This is a genomic window from Peribacillus sp. NPDC097895 (genome assembly GCF_050277555.1).
Classification (GTDB): Bacteria; Bacillota; Bacilli; order Bacillales; family DSM-1321; genus Peribacillus.
This window is the reverse complement of record NZ_JBNNSH010000001.1, coordinates 241,446-259,162: the sequence shown is the minus strand read 5'-3', so window position 1 is coordinate 259,162 and position 17,717 is coordinate 241,446. Positions and strand designations below refer to the sequence as shown.

General features: G+C 38.3%; 16 protein-coding genes and 1 riboswitch. Of the genes, 7 read left to right on the top strand and 9 right to left on the bottom strand.

Going from position 1 to position 17,717, the window contains the following annotated elements:
• Positions 1 to 132 precede the first annotated feature (132 nt).
• On the bottom strand, positions 133 to 909 hold the full coding sequence (locus ACQKMH_RS01145) for a 3-hydroxybutyrate dehydrogenase (protein WP_427585703.1): 777 nt from the start codon (positions 907 to 909) through the stop codon (positions 133 to 135).
• 26 nt (positions 910 to 935) lie between these two features.
• On the bottom strand, positions 936 to 2,219 hold the full coding sequence (locus tag ACQKMH_RS01140) for a GntP family permease (RefSeq protein ID WP_427585702.1): 1,284 nt from the start codon (positions 2,217 to 2,219) through the stop codon (positions 936 to 938).
• 433 nt (positions 2,220 to 2,652) lie between these two features.
• On the opposite strand from ACQKMH_RS01140, the gene ACQKMH_RS01135 reads away from it, so the two are divergent.
• A complete protein-coding gene (locus tag ACQKMH_RS01135) occupies positions 2,653 to 3,537 on the top strand; it encodes a LysR family transcriptional regulator (RefSeq protein ID WP_427585701.1) in 885 nt (294 codons plus the stop codon).
• A gap of 365 nt (positions 3,538 to 3,902) precedes the next feature.
• On the opposite strand, the gene ACQKMH_RS01130 is transcribed toward ACQKMH_RS01135, so the two are convergent.
• Positions 3,903 to 4,472, bottom strand: a complete 570-nt coding sequence (locus ACQKMH_RS01130; protein WP_427585700.1) for a dihydrofolate reductase family protein — start codon at positions 4,470 to 4,472, stop codon at positions 3,903 to 3,905.
• 325 nt (positions 4,473 to 4,797) lie between these two features.
• Here ACQKMH_RS01130 and ACQKMH_RS01125 point away from each other — a divergent pair, with 325 nt between their 5' ends.
• From ACQKMH_RS01125 to ACQKMH_RS01115, 3 genes are all read left to right on the top strand, one after another.
• Positions 4,798 to 5,721, top strand: coding sequence for an NAD(P)-dependent alcohol dehydrogenase (locus tag ACQKMH_RS01125; RefSeq protein WP_427585699.1), 924 nt, complete (start codon positions 4,798 to 4,800; stop codon positions 5,719 to 5,721).
• 159 nt (positions 5,722 to 5,880) lie between these two features.
• Complete coding sequence (locus ACQKMH_RS01120) at positions 5,881 to 6,234, top strand: hypothetical protein (RefSeq protein WP_427585698.1); 354 nt, start codon at positions 5,881 to 5,883, stop codon at positions 6,232 to 6,234.
• Positions 6,235 to 6,741: 507 nt separating this feature from the next.
• Positions 6,742 to 6,845: riboswitch (purine riboswitch) on the top strand.
• Between the two features lie 145 nt (positions 6,846 to 6,990).
• Positions 6,991 to 7,872 carry a 5'-methylthioadenosine/S-adenosylhomocysteine nucleosidase gene (locus ACQKMH_RS01115; RefSeq protein ID WP_427585697.1) on the top strand — a complete coding sequence of 294 codons (882 nt, stop codon included), beginning with the start codon at positions 6,991 to 6,993 and terminating at the stop codon, positions 7,870 to 7,872.
• Between the two features lie 145 nt (positions 7,873 to 8,017).
• Here the strand turns inward: ACQKMH_RS01115 and ACQKMH_RS01110 are convergent, their stop codons facing one another.
• From ACQKMH_RS01110 to ACQKMH_RS01085, 6 genes are all read right to left on the bottom strand, one after another.
• Positions 8,018 to 8,383 (bottom strand): hypothetical protein, encoded by a 366-nt coding sequence (locus ACQKMH_RS01110; RefSeq protein ID WP_427585696.1) that lies wholly within the window; start codon positions 8,381 to 8,383, stop codon positions 8,018 to 8,020.
• 398 nt (positions 8,384 to 8,781) lie between these two features.
• Complete coding sequence (locus tag ACQKMH_RS01105; RefSeq protein ID WP_427585695.1) at positions 8,782 to 9,267, bottom strand: hypothetical protein; 486 nt, start codon at positions 9,265 to 9,267, stop codon at positions 8,782 to 8,784.
• Positions 9,268 to 9,415: 148 nt separating this feature from the next.
• Entirely contained in the window at positions 9,416 to 10,270 is an 855-nt protein-coding gene (locus ACQKMH_RS01100; RefSeq protein ID WP_427585694.1) for a hypothetical protein, read from the bottom strand.
• Positions 10,271 to 10,865: 595 nt separating this feature from the next.
• Entirely contained in the window at positions 10,866 to 11,591 is a 726-nt protein-coding gene (locus ACQKMH_RS01095; protein WP_427585693.1) for a ZIP family metal transporter, read from the bottom strand.
• Positions 11,592 to 11,748: 157 nt separating this feature from the next.
• Complete coding sequence (locus ACQKMH_RS01090; protein WP_427585692.1) at positions 11,749 to 12,087, bottom strand: hypothetical protein; 339 nt, start codon at positions 12,085 to 12,087, stop codon at positions 11,749 to 11,751.
• 740 nt (positions 12,088 to 12,827) lie between these two features.
• A complete protein-coding gene (locus tag ACQKMH_RS01085; protein ID WP_427585691.1) occupies positions 12,828 to 13,523 on the bottom strand; it encodes a response regulator transcription factor in 696 nt (231 codons plus the stop codon).
• A 146-nt stretch (positions 13,524 to 13,669) separates the two neighbouring features.
• On the opposite strand from ACQKMH_RS01085, the gene ACQKMH_RS01080 reads away from it, so the two are divergent.
• From ACQKMH_RS01080 to ACQKMH_RS01070, 3 genes are all read left to right on the top strand, one after another.
• Positions 13,670 to 14,620, top strand: a complete 951-nt coding sequence (locus tag ACQKMH_RS01080) for an alpha/beta hydrolase (RefSeq protein ID WP_427585690.1) — start codon at positions 13,670 to 13,672, stop codon at positions 14,618 to 14,620.
• A gap of 72 nt (positions 14,621 to 14,692) precedes the next feature.
• A complete protein-coding gene (locus tag ACQKMH_RS01075; RefSeq protein ID WP_427585689.1) occupies positions 14,693 to 16,327 on the top strand; it encodes a flavin-containing monooxygenase in 1,635 nt (544 codons plus the stop codon).
• 880 nt (positions 16,328 to 17,207) lie between these two features.
• Positions 17,208 to 17,702: a L,D-transpeptidase family protein gene (locus tag ACQKMH_RS01070; protein WP_427587471.1), complete on the top strand. Its 495-nt coding sequence runs from the start codon at positions 17,208 to 17,210 to the stop codon at positions 17,700 to 17,702.
• The last annotated feature ends 15 nt before the right edge of the window (positions 17,703 to 17,717 follow it).

Sequence of the window (17,717 nt, the reverse complement as noted above, 5' to 3'; positions counted from 1 at the left end):
AACATTTAATCCAAGTTTGAAAAATTTCCCCAACCTAGCCAAAAATGCACTAAAAGTGAACCCCTCTGTCAAATGAAAATTTGTCAGAATGGTTCACCCTTATTGTTTCTTATCATTTATTTCTTTTACAATTTATTGAGCTGTGTATCCACCGTCAATGACAACGGCTTGACCTGTTACACTTTTCGCTTTATCGCTTGCCAAGAACAAGGCATAATCAGCAATTTCACTTACATCCAATAAACGTTTTTGAGGTACTAATGGAAGAAGGACTTCTGCTAATACATCCTCAATTGGTACATTACGTGTTTTCGCCAAGTCTGCCATTTGTCCGCGAACAAGTGGCGTATCCACATATCCAGGGCATAAAGCATTGACCGTAATACCGTGCTCTGCACCTTCTAAAGCAGCAACTTTCGTTAAACCGATGACTCCGTGTTTTGCGCTGTTGTAAGCCGCTTTACCTGCGAATCCGATAACTCCGTTAATGGAAGAGACGTTAATGATGCGGCCGAAACCTTGTTCCTTCATGATTGGGAACACGGCTTTAGTTAGCATGAACGGCGCTGTCAACATGATTTTTATCATCAATTCGTATTTAGCCGTTGGGAAATCTTCGATTGGTGAGACATGCTGCAAACCGGCATTGTTAATCACGATGTCGATCGAACCATACGTTTCTTTAGCTTCCTTCACCATATTTACGATATCTTCTTCTTTAGTTACATCGGCTTTGATTCCAATTGAATCGAAACCAAGTTCTTTCAATGATTCCGCAGCTTCTTTCACCGATTCTTCATTAATGTCTGAAAGAACGACTTTGGCTCCACTTTCAGCGAAATGCTTACCAATTTCAAATCCAATACCACGAGCAGAACCTGTAATAATAACAACTTTATTTTCAACCATTATGAATTCCTCCTAGAGTATATTTATTAAACGATACCAATGGCACCCATAATAATGCCGACGATCATAGCAATGGTCGGGATGATGAACGCTACCACGAAAACATCTTTATATGTTTCTTTATGAGTCAATCCTGTAACCGCCAACAGTGTTAATAGAGCACCATTATTAGGGAAAATGGATGCACCTGAGGCAACTGCCGCCATTCTGTGGAATACATCCGGGCTGATTCCCGTCGATTGTGACAAGCTGTAAAAAGTATCGCCAAGAGCATTAAGCGCAATCCCCATACCGCCTGATGCAGAGCCAGTGATGATCGCCATGATTTGTACGGCAAGAGATTCAGCAACGAGCGGATTGCTCGAAATATTAAGCAGCCAAGAAGTGATGTTATCAAATGCAGGTATAACGGCAATGACAGCTCCAAATCCAACAGCGGCACTTGTATTCAGGATGGCCATCACTGACCCTTTCGCTCCCTCATTAACAGAGAAAATGAACTTTTTGTAATCCTTGATATTGATGATCATAATGCTCAGAACCCCTAATAATAAAGCATAAATAGGTTCTAATTTAACAACGTTAAGCAATAGCACAACAATAAGAAGTGGAACTAAAGATAATAACCAATTCGGTACTTTTTCACCTTGCTCAGAACCGGTAACCGAATCAGCCGATTCAATGAATCCTTCTCCTTTAGCAGAAAGAGATTTTTCTCTATAGGATAACCAGAAATAACCTCCAACTGCCATTATCAGTGAAGTGACGATCCCGATGATCATGCCTGAAGTAGGTGTCGTATGGAAATACTCCATCGGTATCAGGTTTTGGATTTGCGGTGTACCTGGAATAGCCGTCATCGTGAAAGTGAATGCCCCAAGCGCAAAAGTGGGAACAAGCAGCCTTCTCGTAACGTTTGCTTCTTTAAATAACGCCAAAGCGATCGGATAAACGGCAAACACGACGACAAATAAACTAACTCCGCCATATGTCAATAAAGCGGAAGCAATCAGTACCCCAAGAATCGCCCTCTTTTTACCAATGATCTGCGTTACCTTCTTGGCAACGGATTTCGCTGCACCCGTTTCTTCCATTAACTTTCCAAAAATCGCTCCCAATAAGAAGATTGGGAACCACTTCTGAACGAATCCGACCAATCCGGTCATATACGTACCGGTATACGTATCAAATACATCCAATCCGCTCATCAATGCTACAACTCCAGCCACCAGCGGGGCCACCCAAATAATGGACCATCCCAAATATGCTAAAGCCATCAGCAGCACTAAGCCTACAATTATACTTAACACTCGAAATCACCTCTTTCCCAGGTGATGTAAATCGTTTTGCTTTCCATCATGCTTCCCCCTTGATTGTGTATATCCCTTTAGCTGTAAACTTCAAAATCCCTGTCTTACAGCATCAACCCTATAAAGAAATGAAAGCAAGAATACCCTTTTTTGCTATCTCAAAATAACTTAATAAACATACCTTGTTCGCATTCCGAGAAAGTTGAATAAGCAGCTTGATTTGTTGGAAATATATTCATTAAGGAAAATATCATATACAGCTCATATAGGAAGCCTTTTCCCCTTATACTTCTACAAAAAAGAATATTTTATTAATATAGGGTTATATATACTTGCTTTTTTATCCTCATATAGTTTACATCCACTTAATTTATAAGTAAAATGAATAAAAAGAATATACTTTATGCTTATATCGAATAAATAGGAGACAGTTATGGAATTACGAGATTTAAAATCATTTATGGAAGTAGCGTTACATAAAAGCTTTACGAATGCTGCTGCAAAATCTTATTTAACACAGCCTTCCTTAAGTAAAGCCGTCAAAAAACTCGAAGAAGAACTGCGTGTGGAGTTATTCGATCGCTCGACGAGACACTTGCGCCTGACGGATGCCGGACAAATCGTCTACCAGCAAAGCCAAAAAGCATTCGCCGCTTTATCCGAATTGAACGTACTCTTGGATGATCTCAGGGACATAAACGCAGGTGTTGTGAAAATTGGCATCCCTCCGCTGATCGGTACCCTGTTTTTCCCGAAAATTGCCCGCAATTTTCAGAAACGTTATCCGAAAGTTTCCCTCGAGTTGGTTGAATTGGGCGCCAAGCTGATCGGCAAGCTTGTCGAAGAAGGCCAAATAGATCTAGGCATCGTCGTATTGCCAGCCAGTGAAGCAAACTTTAATATCTACCCCTTCATTGAAGATGAATTCATTTTATTCCTTCACGAAGATCACAAACTTGCCCACAAACCAGCCGTCTCCTTGACTGAATTGAAAGACGAGAAGTTCATCCTTTTTTCAGAAGACTTCACTTTACATGATTACATTATCCAGGCATGTGAAAAAGAGGGATTCACCCCAGACATCTCATACCAAAGCTCACAATGGGATTTAATCATCGAGCTCGTCTCATCCAAACTAGGCATCACCCTCTTGCCCAGATCGATATACCATAAACAAACGAACGAAAATGTGAAAATCATCCCGTTAAACAACTCGAACCTTCACTGGAAACTCGGGATCATCACTAAAAAAGACGCCTACCATTCCTACGCCTTGAAAGAATTATTGAAGATGCTGAATGAGGGAGTTAGCTTGTAAATTTAGCTATCCTTAAAGAATTACCTATCGATTTTCTGACATTTAGGTCAAAGGTTCCAAATTACATTGGGTCTCCATTTAAGTTCCCATTTTAAACTCATAACAAAAAAACGCTGCTACTTCCTACGTTAATAATGGAAGAACAGCGTTTTATCATTTTTAGATAAAAGAATGATGGTTACATAAATTACTTGAAATTCCACCCCTAATGAACAGGGTTTTATTACATTTAGGACAATAAAAAACGACCCTTTCAGATCAAAAAGTTTTTGATCATTTCAATGTTCCTTATGCCGCAAACTTTCCCAGTAGTATGGAAGAAATTCATTTTCACCTTGGATTACTCCTATTATTATGCTTATCCATTACTCTTCATTAAGGTGATAGCAAAGTTGAACAACGCCAGAGGAAAAGCTTTTTGTATGAACCAGTTTTAGATTCAATCTCTCCTTTATGTCAATGAACAAAGGTTTTCCTTCCCCTAAAATAACAGGGTGAACAGATAACCTAAATTCATCAACCAACCCCAATCTTATAAAAGATGTAATAAGACTTGCCCCGCCATAAAGCCAGATATCTTTACCAGGCTTTTTCTTTAATTTATTTACTTCTTCAACAATATTATCATTTATGATTGTTCCTTTATTATCCGTCTCTTTTTTTGTTTTAGAAAATACAAATTTTTCTTTACCATGAACTAATTCCCAAATTTCTTTTTCTGTATCAGATACCTCATTTTCTGGAGTATATTGTCCCCATAAATCATAGCTTTTTCTCCCATAAAAAATAGTATCAATTTGATTTAAGAAATCAATGAACCCCATTTCAGAGTCCATAATGCACCAGTCAACTTCTCCTTTAGGCCCTTCAATAAATCCATCTAAAGTAACTGCTAAATCTAAAATTATTCTTCTTGGTCTTTCGGTAATGGCCATACTTTCATCTCCTTTTGTCTTATAGAAATTTCACTTAATCATAAGGTTTCGACCACTCAACGAGACACTTGCCCCTGACCGATGCCGGACAAAATCGTGTACCAGCAAAGCCAAAAGCCTTCGCGCATTACCCGAATTGAACGTACTATTGGATGACCTCAGGGACATTACAAAAGGCGAAGTGAAAACCTATTGTTCCCGCAAATCCCCATGAATCTCACTGCTTTTCAACATTTCATCCGAAGTTACTTCAGTTACGTTAGTTTTATCTTACAGCTTCCAACATAGTATTAAAAGATTGAATCAAAAACTAAGGAGACTCGCGATGAAAGCAATGGTATGCACCAAATACGGTTCACCCGATGTACTGGAACTCAAAGAGGTAGCAAAACCAACTCCCAAGGATAACGAAGTTCTGGTGAAGGTACATGCTGCAACAGTGGCTTCAGGGGACATAAGAGTCCGGAGTTTCAATAGTCCTTTCTTGTTGTGGCTGCCGATGCGAATCTTCCTGGGTCTTAGGAAACCGCGAAAATCGATACTGGGAGTGGAATTGGCCGGGGAGATAGAGGAAACGGGCAGGAATGTGAAAAAATTCAAAAAGGGCGACCAGATTTTTGCCATGACTGGCATGAATTTTGGGGCTCATGCCGAATACACATGCTTACCTGAAGACGGGGCAATCGCGATGAAGCCTGATCATGTCACCTATGAGGAAGCCGCCGCCATTTCTTTTGGGGGAACGACAGCCCTGCATTTTTTCAGAAAAGGAAATATCCAGGAAGGACAAAAGGTCCTCATCTACGGTGCATCAGGTTCGGTAGGGACTTCAGCCGTACAGCTTGCCAAATACTTTGGAACAGAAGTTACCGGTGTATGCAGTGCCGCTAATTTTGAATTGGTACAATCACTCGGAGCACAAAAGGCCATTGATTATACGATAGAGGATTTCACAGAAAGACAAGAGCGATATGATATCATCTTTGATGCAGTCGGTAAAAGCTCGAAAGCCACTTGCAAAAAAGCACTAACACCGAACGGGCGATATGTGTCAGTTGAAGGACAAGGAATAGCAAAGATACTTACGGAAGATTTACTATTCCTAAAGGAGCTTATCGAAACTGGAAAAATAAAATCGGTCATTGATAAACGCTACCCGCTGGCGCAAATTCCCGAGGCTCATCGTTATGTAGAACAAGGACATAAAAAGGGAAATGTAGTCATAACTTTGGTTCATGATAAACCCTGAAGCTATCACTAACTGCTTGAACGTGGAAATACCCCTTAGACAATCGGGTCTTAGGGGTATGACCTTACGTGATTCGGATGTCACTATGCAGGAAGATCTTGAAACTTTTACCAGTCACAAACGTATATGGATGGTAGCTAGTAATTTCTGGAGGACTTAATGAATATAGATGCAATCGTACGATTATTTTTAATGATAGGGATTCCGGCCTTCATGATGTGGCGGGCCTATAAAAAGATGTCAGAAGAAGAACAAAATGATGTGAAGACCGATTTTACGAGTAAGCGTTTTATCTCTACAATTGGTTCAGTGGCACTCAGTCTACTATTCTTTTTGCTTGAACCAATTTTTGAAATGACTTGGCTGAAAACAATTGGCGTTGTACTTCTTTCTATTGGAATAATGGTGAGCATTGTTTTGACATGGTTAGATGCTCCATCAAAGCGGAAGGCCGTGCTAAAAATCATCACTTTATTAATCGCTTTTTCTATCATATTATGGGCGAATTATTAAATAGGTGCAGCCCATTTCACTTATTCTTCTATCCTATTATCATTTTCTTCTATTAATTAATGAATGCAAATGTCCTCATTTTTCCATTATCAAGAAAGAGGGATATCTTCGAAGTGAACAGCAGATCGCTGAAAAGATCCGTAATACCGTAATTGGATTGTTCTAAACGATTAAGCCAATAATTAAGCAGATAAATCCATCAGTTTCAGACTGTAGACAAATTCGAAAAAAGCGGGTTTGCCTATAGTTTTTTTTATTTAAAAAATGTTCCAGTTGGTTGGAACGGGAGGTACGAGACTCCTGCCGGAAAAGCGTGTCCAAGGGAGACCCCGCAGGCGAGCGCCGAGGAGGCTCCCAGACCGACCACGGAAAGCGAATGCCCTACGATCCAATCAACGATTTTAACGCACTACATCTTCTTAAATACGAACATTAAATCATTTTTATATTTTAATGTTCACTTTTTCTATTGATTATCTATCGTTTATTTGTTATATTAGCAAAGTAATAATCGTATATATCATTACTCGTATATGCTCGGAAATATGGTCTGAGCGTTTCTACCTGGTTCCCAGTGAAAGAACTAGACTACGAGTTAAAGTATTCGTCTGGCCGGCTTTTTTGAGCAGCTGATGATTTACTTTGACTTTGTAGGTCTAGAAGGCAGAAATCATTCTGCCGTTCTGGACCTTTTTCTTTAGACCAACCTACGAGTGTATCAAAACGATCTGATAATTTATTTGAAGGAGAGTTTATATGAGAAAAAACAGGTTAAAAAAGTACTCGTTATTAGGAATCATTACTTTACTTTTCGTGTCGATGATTGCAGCTTGCAGTTCTGCTCCCAAAAATGAAACGGCAGAAAAAAAGGCTCAAAGGCCTATTATCGTTCAAGGTCCCATGCCAATCGAAGCTGAAAATTTCGCGAAAAAGTTAAAAAATGTTAAAGAGGAAAAATCAGGAGATTTTGTATTTTACATTGGAACTTTAGACAATTATCCTGTAATCGTTGCAAAAACAGGTAAAGGGATGGAAAACACAGCTGCCGCTACAGCATTGGCTATAGAAAGATATAACCCTATTGCCATCATCAATCAAGGCACATCAGGCGGTCATGATCCAAGTTTAAACGTTTTTGATATTGTTTTAGGAAAAAGAACGGTAAACCTAGGTTCATTAAAAACGGCAGATAAAACGGAAAACCAAGGAATTGATCCAACTGTATGGAAACCGATGGACCTAATGGCTTCTGAAGGAAGTGCAGGAGAGGATCCTAATGCTGAAAAACCACGCTACTACGAGGGAGATAAGGATTTACTCGCAGCTGCTCATGCCGTTAAAGATACCTACACAAAAGGTAAGGTTGTCGATGGTACTATCGGTTCTGCAGACGTTTGGAATAATGAAGTGGATCGGATTAAGTGGTTCCATACGAAATATGGTACATCTGTAGAAGAAATGGAAGGAGCCTCGGCAGCACAAATCGCCAAAGCTTACGATGTGCCCTTCTTAGGAATACGAGTGCTATCCAATAATAAAGTGAATGGCGGTAAATATAACCCTAATACAGCAGCATCCAATCAAGAATACGTTTATGAAGTAGTCAAACAATATATTTCTACGATGCCAAGCAAATAAGATCGGGCTCGAAGGAAAGTCTTTTTGATCATTGCAAACTATCCCTATAATTAAATAAAAGAAGAGCACATATTAGATACAATAATATGTGCTCTTCTTTTATTCGCGGAGGGCTGTGCTCATATTTACCGGACTATTTTTTGGGTTATATTGATTCTTCCTCCTTGCAAAATAATAAGCTGAGGCTATTCAATGTGTAAAGTCTGGCGGTAAAAATGAATAAATCACTGTAGTTATTTTCTACGTATTCCTCAATGATGCTCATTCCTTTTCTAAATCTATCAACCAATAAATGCGTATAGTTTTCATCCCAGGTAAACCGATTGATTCTTTTAAGTTCATCTGCCCATACTTGAAACTTAAACTCCTCAACAAGTAGTTTTAATTGATACAATTTATCTGTATGTAAACAAAAGATGTTGTTTTTATTTTTATGATGTTCATCAACAAATTTTATAAAACCATGTATATTTTTAGCCAGCATATTCGCGATTTGCATCTCGAAGTTCATTTCTCCATCTCCTCAATGTCTAAAATCTAATACTTTTCTATGAAGAGTGTATGTTTTGAGATGATATTTTAACACCAACCATACAATTAATTCTGTATTCTCCAAAAAAAATTTTCTCCCGATTAATATCAATATCTGATAAACGCTTATACCAAATATAAACATAAATTCACTAGAGCAATCAGTTTATTACACTGTTTGCTCTAGTAAAGATTTTAAGTTCATCTAATGTTATACTACCCACTATAATCTGAAGGAAGCTCGAACAGGAAGATAAGACTGCAGCCATGATTCTACATACAATAATTCCCCCAAGCCAAGGGACACTATTCATAGCTGCCACACAAACGAAACAAAAAGTTAAGTGTTTATACTATTAAGTAGCATTCCCCGGTAAATTACTTTGTATCTCGAGACCAATTTTTTAAGGGATCTTGTGAACTAGGTTCTATATAGGTTCCATCATACTTTTTTTCTTTTCCGGTTATTTTATTTTTCTCAATAATTGTATATTCACCTTTATCGCGCTTTTCTGTAATAAAATAATTTCGATATTTATATCCTTTTTCTGGGCCAGTCAATATCATTTCTTGTTTATATTTTACTGGCTTATTGAAGCTACCTTTTAATTCAGCCTCGATTCTCTTTGGAATTTCTCCGTCTTTTAGATCAACTCCACTATAATAATCTACTTTTTTAGTCACTTCCTTGCCAAAGGGAACCTTAGCATAATTCGTAGTATTCTCTACATTTTCTGTATAACTTTTAGTTACACTATAGGAATAAATCATATTCGATGCTAAACCAGGAGAAGAATAATTCACTATTGCAGCAACAATAACAATACATACCACCAATACAAAAAAAATATTTTTTTTATTCATATTTCCGTCACTACTTTCATTATTTTATATAATATCTTATGTAGTATCTTCGCTTATTTATGAATAACGATGGGAAAAAAACTTTACTAAATGTAAAGTTTTTCACATTATTTTCAATTATCGCAAACCATTATATATGATTAATATTTTATTTTGCATCCCTAGACCAATTTACAATTGGATCTTGATTACTAGGTTCTCTATATGTTCCTTTAAAATACTTTTTCTTGCCCGTAGCTCTAGTAGTTCTAGTTACTGTATAATTACCTCTATCATAGTATTTTGTTGAATAGTAGAATCTTGTTGTATATCCTTTTGGAGGACCTGAAAATTCTCGAGTTCTAGTATAAGTATACGACACTGTATTGCTTAAACTTGCATCTAAAGACGCTGCTGCACCCTTAGTTAACGACCCTGTCGCAGTTGCGCTATTGGAAATAGTTACTGAGTCCGACAAAGTTTCTTTTAATCCTCTTGGAACTGATATAATTGATTTAGCGGCACCATTTGTTCTGTCAGAAAATTTCTTTGCTGTAGAATATTTATAGATTACTCCTTGTGCGGAGTAATCTGATTCATCATCCTCGATAGTAATCCCCATTATGCTAAACGTTGAAATTCCACTTGCTGACGATACCTTAACTGATTTACTTTGAATAGGACTTAGAGCATTTTCTAAACTTTTTGTAGAATATGTTTCAGATGTGTCTTTAGTTGTGTCCGTTATTACATCATAAATTGTTATGTTATCACTGCCATCTGCTTGACTTACAATATCTTCAATAAGTGTATCAGAAATGTCCATTCCATTTGCATTCGATTCAAAATTCACTTTAACAATCTCTCCCGTTTTTGAGTCTTCAACTTTGGCAGTTTTCTCATTTTTACTGATAACTTCATTGTTCACACTTTCTGACTCTTCAGCGTAAGCTGTAAAGCCTGTTAGGCTACTAAATAAAGCTGTGGTACATAACACTGAATAAAACTTATTTTTGAACTTCATTACAATTCTCCCTTTATATCCATTTTTTCTAATATAATACAAATGGAATTGTAACTCTGTTTATTATATTTGTATAGGGTTTTCATTCGACAAAAAAAGACACTCATCTAATTCACACAGAACAAAACTGTTGTAATTCTAATACATATTTTCCTATCAGCCCTTTCCTATGTATCTTGAACTGTAGATTTTGTTATACTTAAATATTTTGCAATTTGTGAGTATAAATCATTGGGCAAGATCAAGTTGTTATCCAAATTTATTTACACAACAAAAAGAAGAAATTCAGATAATTTGGATTCCATCATTCTCTCTTGATTGCGTTCCCAATACATAACTATTTGAAAAATTAAAAAGGCTTGATCCCGCGGTGAAACAGATAGGGGATTGTCTTGGACCCCACACATTAGAGGAAGCAACACATAAAGGAATGTTAAAATTTATAAAGAGACATTCTTATGGCGAATGTCTCTCTTATTATATAGGTCAGGGACGACCGACTCATTTGATTTAATCTTCATGTCTAACTCTGTATCAAAAAGTTTGAATCCCAATACTTTAATAGATCAATCTTATTTTTTTGCTACTCTTCGCGTTACATCGAATCCAGAACCAAAGAGATGAGCAGGCCGGCTGCGGTAAATATGCCCGTGATCGGTCCTCCGTCTTCGTATGCTTCAGGCATCATCGTTGACGCGATCATGGCGATAATGCCACCGCCTGCAAAGGCTGCCATAGCTGCCATCACATATTCCGGGGCATGATCGAGAAAGAGATAGCCCGACATCGAGGATAATGCGGAGATGAGCAGGACGGAAAACCACAGCAGCATGATTTTCTTCTTGGAATAGTTACTATTGAGCAGACCCGTTGTACTTGAAAGTCCCTCCGGAATATTACTGATGAAGATGGCAATGACCAATAACCAGCTTACCGTACCTCCGCTTATTAAGCTTGCGCCAATCATGATCGACTCTGGTATGGCATCCATCACCGTCCCAATAAAAATGGCCATGCCCGCTTCTTTCGATGAACTATTATTAGACCGTTTCCTTTTATCCGCACCCTTTTTGGAAACAAGAAAATCCAAGCAAGTAAACACGCCGGCTCCTGCTATAAATCCAATTGCCGTCGCCCAGATTCCTCCATCATTCACAGAATCGGCAAGCAGCTCATATGCAGCCGCACCAATCAATACCCCCGTTCCAAATGCCATGATGTAGCCAATGATGTTTTTCTTTATCGGAATGAAGATGGCCGCAAGTGCACCAAGCAAGACAGCAGAACCCGAAACACCTCCCCAAAAGACCGCATTCCACATGGTATTCCCTCATTTCCTTTTTTATAGGATAGTACCCGAGTTGATGTTGCGGTAAACAGGGGGTAGGTCCATCAAAATTGCCACAAAAAAAAGCAGGTATATTCCCTGCTGTAATCGAGGAGTTTATCAATCATTCATGGACTGGATCATCGCTAGCTTATATGACTGATATATGTGGTTTTCCTTCCTCTTTTTCACTAACTTTTTCAATTTTATCAACAAACATTTGAAAGACCTTTCTCTTTTCTTCCAGCTCCTTTATCGATCCCTTCAATTCGTTCAGTTTTTGTTCAAAAGGTTTATGATAGAGCTCGCGAATACTCCGAATAATTTCATCATTAATGGTCGATTGGACAACCTGCTTGGTGATATTGAATTTATAGGAATAAACCTGCAGTTCACGTTTAACTTCATCATATTCTTTTTCTATCCCATTTAATACATCACTAATTTCTTCATGCCATTCAACTAAAGCCTTCTTCACATGTTCCTCCACCTTTTTTCCCCCTCTTTATATGTAAAAATCCGTCTCCATAAAAATGTATTTTACCAAACATTCATTTCGGTTTCTTTTCTGCTTAGTTACTTAATAAATAAGTTTTATTAAAAACAGATAACAGCCTCCCCAAACAAAGGTTTTAGCACAAAAACCGTAGCAGCTGAAGAAAGATATGGAAGTGATGAACAGGATATCCTTGGGAGAAAGCATAAAAGAATGAGGGATGCCATGTATAACACCGAAGCGAAATAAATGTAAATCAATACGTCAAATCGGATCAAGAAACTGGGTACACAAAAATGCTCACAGTCATTTCGAAGATTTTCTTAACCTCGGTGCTTAGGCTGTCGAGACCCCCTCGACAGCCTGACACTCATTAAATAGATGAGTGTTTTTATGCACAAATTGTTTAATTTAATTTTCCGAAATAGCGTTGGAAGCACCGTTTAGGGAGCAAGTGACCAGAAATTACATGGATGAGAGCACTGCTTTTTGAATCTTTTTTCTCGTGGCATGCAACCGTTGACATTCAGACTTCCTTTGTACCGAAATCGATGTATATATTTATCACTATAACGAAGTAAGGATTGAAGTTTCAGGAAGTCTTCAAATGGGAGATTATTCTAGGAGTAATGCAGCCGATTATTATATAATTTGTAGTATATTATCGGAGTTCCAAATAATGGATGGTGGTTACAAACTCTTTTCTATTCGATAAATGGAAAACGCTTTCAATTTCATGGAAAAATTCCTTGCCGGAATAGCTCACCAACTGCATGTGAACGATTCGTAGCTCCCAGCTTTTTAATGGCTGATTTAACATATTGTTTCACAGTAAATTCACTAATATCCATGGAATAAGCCATTTCCTTTGTACTTTCCCCCCACGCAATTTTCCGCATAACCTCTAACTCTCTCTTACTTAATAATGATGAATTTTTTACTCCGTTAAAGTTCTCAATAAATTTGCCAATGAGTTTACCGTAAAGAGTAAAAGATGATAGTACTTCATCATTAAATGTTGCCCCCTTTATAAATTCTGTAGAGCAAATGTACCCAATTACGCTCGAACCATAGCAAATGGGGACAACAACCATTGAATTAACGCTTGAAGAAATGATATACCTGCTGCTCATTTGCTTTAAATATTCTATCCCTGAACAGTATTTTGCCTTTTTTTCTCGAATGGCTGAGTAAACGATGGACAAAGACCGAATATCATCCCGTATTTCTCTAATATGTACTAACCCAGTTGAAGAGAGTAATATAATTCCCTCTGCCAGATATCCTAAAGGTGAATATCTAAATAAATAAGCATCTTGGACCGGAAATAGTTCCAAATAGACTTCAAGAATTTTATATAATTGTTCTTCATGACTTGAAATACCAGAAAGCTTTTGAACATTTTCATGAATGGTATAGTCTGAGGCCACTTATTCATCTCCTTTTGAGGGATAACACACATGCAAAATTAGGAATATTCAAATTATACAGAAAATTATAAAATTTAGGTAGACATTTTAAGAATTTGTTTTCTTACAATGTAATTATTATTCTATTTTAGGAAGGAAGATGTCTTTTGGCAAATTTAGATCCACAAGCAAAGTTGTATTTAGAAATATTTAGTCAAATGCCGGCTATTCATACAATGGAGCCACAAGCAGTGAGAGAATTATTTTCACTAGCTCCCCCGGTCGAGATAGAGCTTGCAGCGATCGAAAAAGTTGAGAACCGGCTGATTTCTGTAGGCCAGGATGCTGAAATTAATGTCAGAATTTACACACCTGAAGGTCAAGGTCCTTTTCCTCTCTTTGTTTATTATCATGGTGGCGGCTGGGTTATAGGTGATCTTGAAACATCGGATGCAAGCTGCCGAATGCTTGCTAATCGAACAGGAAGAATCGTAGTTTCTGTGGATTATAGGCTAGCACCAGAATATAAATTTCCAGTGCCGGTGGAAGACTCCTATGCGGCTTTAAAATGGGTTAGTGAAAATGCCACTGCAATTAATGGAAACGCTTCCAATTTAGTTGTGGGCGGTGATAGTGCAGGAGGAAATCTTTCCGCCGTAGTCTCCCTCCTATCTAAAGACCGAAACGGCCCTGCCATAACGGGACAGATTCTTATTTACCCGGTAACTGCCTTGAGTTATGACACTAAATCTTATTTTGAATTTCAGAATGGATTTGGTCTTGATAGAGACCTAATGATTTGGTTTGGTAATAACTATCTTAATAATGACGAGGAAACAAGCAATAAATATGTAGCTCCATTATTAGCAGATGATGTAAGTAAACTCCCTCCAGCTTTAGTGATTACTGCAGAGAATGATGTCCTTCGGGATGAGGGAATGGCCTATGCCGAACGGTTGAAAGAAGCAGGAGTAAAGGTTGAAACAATTTGCGAGCAAGGACTAATCCATGGATATTTTACCAATATGGCGGTTTTTCCTGAGCGTATAAAAGGATCAATTTCTAGAATCGCACAGTTTTTAAGGGAAATCAATCAAGAGGTTACCAGTAAGTTTTGAAATTAAAGGGTTTATGTATCGAATTTTTTAGAATAAGGTACTCTATGAACTCTGAATGGAGGATGAACGATAATGGAATCTACTCAGCAGAATCATGTCGCTAATTTTGATGCAATTGTAGTCGGGGCTGGTTTTTCAGGTCTATATATGCTTTATCGCTTACGTGAGGCCGGCTTTTCCACTCGTGTTTTCGAGGTAGGTGAAGGTGTAGGAGGTACATGGTATTGGAATCGGTATCCTGGTGCAAGGTGCGACTCAGAAAGCATCTATTATAACTACACTTTTTCTGAAGAGCTATATAAGGAATGGACGTGGACTTCAAGATATCCTGAACAGCCCGAAATACTTCGATACCTAAACTTTGTGGCAGATAAGTTCGCCCTACGTCCGGACATTCAATTCAATACACGGATCCAATCTGCTCATTATGATGAATCGATTAATAGATGGCAGATTCACTTAAATGATGGAACCAGCGTGTCGGCTAAATACTTCATCACGGGAGTAGGCTGCCTCTCATCAGCCAATCTTCCAAATTTTAAGGGATTAGAGAACTTCAGGGGAGAATGGTATCATACTGGTCAATGGCCGCGAGACAAAAAGGTAGATTTCAAGGATAAAAGAGTTGGCATAATTGGTACTGGCTCGAGTGGTGTTCAAGCTATCCCTGTTCTTGCCCAAGAGTCAGGTCATCTTACTGTCTTTCAACGGACTCCACAGTATAGCGCCCCAGCGAGAAACCATCCTTATGATCCGGAATATATTCGGCAAACGAAAGAAAACTTCAGGGAGATTAAGAAACAAATGCGGAAATCTTCTGGAGGACAACCGGTAATCCCCCCTGAAAAGTCTGCGCTAGAAGTTTCACCTGAAGAACGGCAACGAGTATACCAAGAGGCTTGGGAAAAAGGTGGATTAGGGCTATTCAGTGCCTATATCGACATAACAATTAACGAAGCTGCCAACGAGACTGTTGCTGAATTCATCCGCACCAAAATAGGAGAGATTGTCCAAAATCCCGATATGGCGGAAAAACTTATGCCAACGTACTATTACGGTACGAAACGGCCGATCATTGACACCAGCTACTATGAAACTTATAACCGTGAGAATGTCAGCTTAGTAGATGTGAGGAAAGCGCCAATTGTAGAAATCACGGACAAGGGTCTGCGAACCACAGAGGCAGAGTATGAACTGGACACGATCGTTTTTGCTACCGGTTATGACGGAATGACTGGCCCATTAATGAAAATCGATATCCGAGGCAAGAAAGGGGTATCATTGAAAGAAAAATGGGATGGAGGGGCACAAACAAGGACATACCTCGGAATCGCCAACGCTGGTTTCCCAAACATGTTTATGATTACTGGCCCCGAAAGTCCTTCCGTACTCAGCAACATGCCTGTATCAATTGAGCAGCATGTGGAGTGGATTGCAGATTGTATCGAGTATCTTTGTAAGAATGATATAGATACAATTGAGGCAAAGGTAGAGGCAGAAGAAGCCTGGAGTTTGCATTGCAGGGAGGTCGCTGAAGCAACACTTTTTACCAAGACAGAATCCTGGTACACAGGTGCAAATATCCAAGGTAAGCCACGAGGTTTCCAGATTTATCTTGGAGGTGTAGGAACATACCGCGAAAAATGCGATGAAATTGCTGCAAAGGGATACGAAGGATTTTCTTTGTTGTCCACTGCGTTACGTTAAAAAAACACCAAATTGAAGATGTTTTAAAAACTCACCTGTAAAAAATCAGTATTCCATTATGGCAGAATGATTCACTATTCTTACGGGGGATTTTTTTATACAAACACTGAATTGAATGGAAAATTTCCTACAACGGTTTCACAAGTAGAAGAATACTATACTAGATCCCTTTTGTATGATTAATCATCCAGTAATGTCATAAATATAAAATTCCAATTAATGAGAAAAAGTCGAGGGGAATCATGCCTCGGCTTTTATTTGTATCTATATTGATTTTTTTCAGGTTAGGTTGTTCAATAAGGTTAAGCAAATACATATATCCCTTAAATGTTTCTAATAATCCTAAACGCTGCGTTAGTTTAGGACGACACAGTTGAAAATAAATCATGAATACAACATACAAGCACATTTTGTGCATAAACAGGTAGTCCGGGAAGTTACTAATTTCACGGACTTTTATTTTTGGTAATGTTCATTTGCTTAACATGAATGATTTCCAACATGACTACTGCCACTGCTCACATCTTTCGAGACCGTGAAGAAGAACAGGCACATCATTATTATGTTCTCGGATAGGTTTTGCAAATTCTTTTATAATGCTTCCCATCTCTTAAGGAGACGACTTTATCCTTGTATGATAGGTTCACTTCTACCCCAGCGCCGTGATCATTAACAGGTCTTTTCTTACACCTTCCTACAAAAAAATTGCTCCCTTTTCTTCCAAGTAGACAATTCCACTTTTCTGCTTAGTTACTTAATAAATAAGTTTTATTAAAAACAGATAACAGTCTCCCCAGCCTGTAGCTAGCTGATCAATAACCGCTTTTTATAAACTACATACAATGTAACGTGACAACTATAACCTATGGAGGTGTTTAAGCTGATTCATACAGTTAAATCAGGTGAAACACTGACTCAGATTTCTAGGGACTATCGTACACCACTATCATCCATCATTCATGCCAACCCGTCCATAAATCCAAATGTCATTTATCCTGGTCAACCCATTTTGATCCCTGGTTTTCCCCCTCCTGATACCATTCCATACAGAATTGATGTGTCAGTTAACAATCGTAAGCTAAGGCTGCTAAAAGATGGCGTACTGCAAAAACAATATCCGATCGCCGTTGGAAGAATGCTGTTCGGTACACCAGTAGGACAATTCATCATCATTAATAAAGATCCCAACCCTGGTGGTCCATTTGGTACAATGTGGATGAGTTTATCCAAAGAACACTATGGCATTCATGGAACAAACGATCCAAGCTCAATTGGTAGAGCTGTATCAAAAGGCTGTATTCGCATGCATAATCGGGATGTGGAGGAATTATCAAGGATTGTTCCAATCGGTACATTGGTTACGATTCACCCTTAGTGTGCAGGGGCTTTC

What these genes read in the sequence shown, in the direction of transcription:
- ACQKMH_RS01130 (WP_427585700.1), bottom strand. Translation starts at nt 4,472, where the DNA reads ATGGCCATTACCGAAAGACCAAGAAGAATAATTTTAGATTTAGCAGTT.
- ACQKMH_RS01120 (WP_427585698.1), top strand. Translation starts at nt 5,881, where the DNA reads ATGAATATAGATGCAATCGTACGATTATTTTTAATGATAGGGATTCCG.
- ACQKMH_RS01100 (WP_427585694.1), bottom strand. Translation starts at nt 10,270, where the DNA reads ATGAAGTTCAAAAATAAGTTTTATTCAGTGTTATGTACCACAGCTTTA.
- ACQKMH_RS01105 (WP_427585695.1), bottom strand. Translation starts at nt 9,267, where the DNA reads ATGAATAAAAAAAATATTTTTTTTGTATTGGTGGTATGTATTGTTATT.
- ACQKMH_RS01110 (WP_427585696.1), bottom strand. Translation starts at nt 8,383, where the DNA reads ATGAACTTCGAGATGCAAATCGCGAATATGCTGGCTAAAAATATACAT.
- ACQKMH_RS01125 (WP_427585699.1), top strand. Translation starts at nt 4,798, where the DNA reads ATGAAAGCAATGGTATGCACCAAATACGGTTCACCCGATGTACTGGAA.
- ACQKMH_RS01115 (WP_427585697.1), top strand. Translation starts at nt 6,991, where the DNA reads ATGAGAAAAAACAGGTTAAAAAAGTACTCGTTATTAGGAATCATTACT.
- ACQKMH_RS01095 (WP_427585693.1), bottom strand. Translation starts at nt 11,591, where the DNA reads ATGTGGAATGCGGTCTTTTGGGGAGGTGTTTCGGGTTCTGCTGTCTTG.
- ACQKMH_RS01145 (WP_427585703.1), bottom strand. Translation starts at nt 909, where the DNA reads ATGGTTGAAAATAAAGTTGTTATTATTACAGGTTCTGCTCGTGGTATT.
- ACQKMH_RS01135 (WP_427585701.1), top strand. Translation starts at nt 2,653, where the DNA reads ATGGAATTACGAGATTTAAAATCATTTATGGAAGTAGCGTTACATAAA.
- ACQKMH_RS01075 (WP_427585689.1), top strand. Translation starts at nt 14,693, where the DNA reads ATGGAATCTACTCAGCAGAATCATGTCGCTAATTTTGATGCAATTGTA.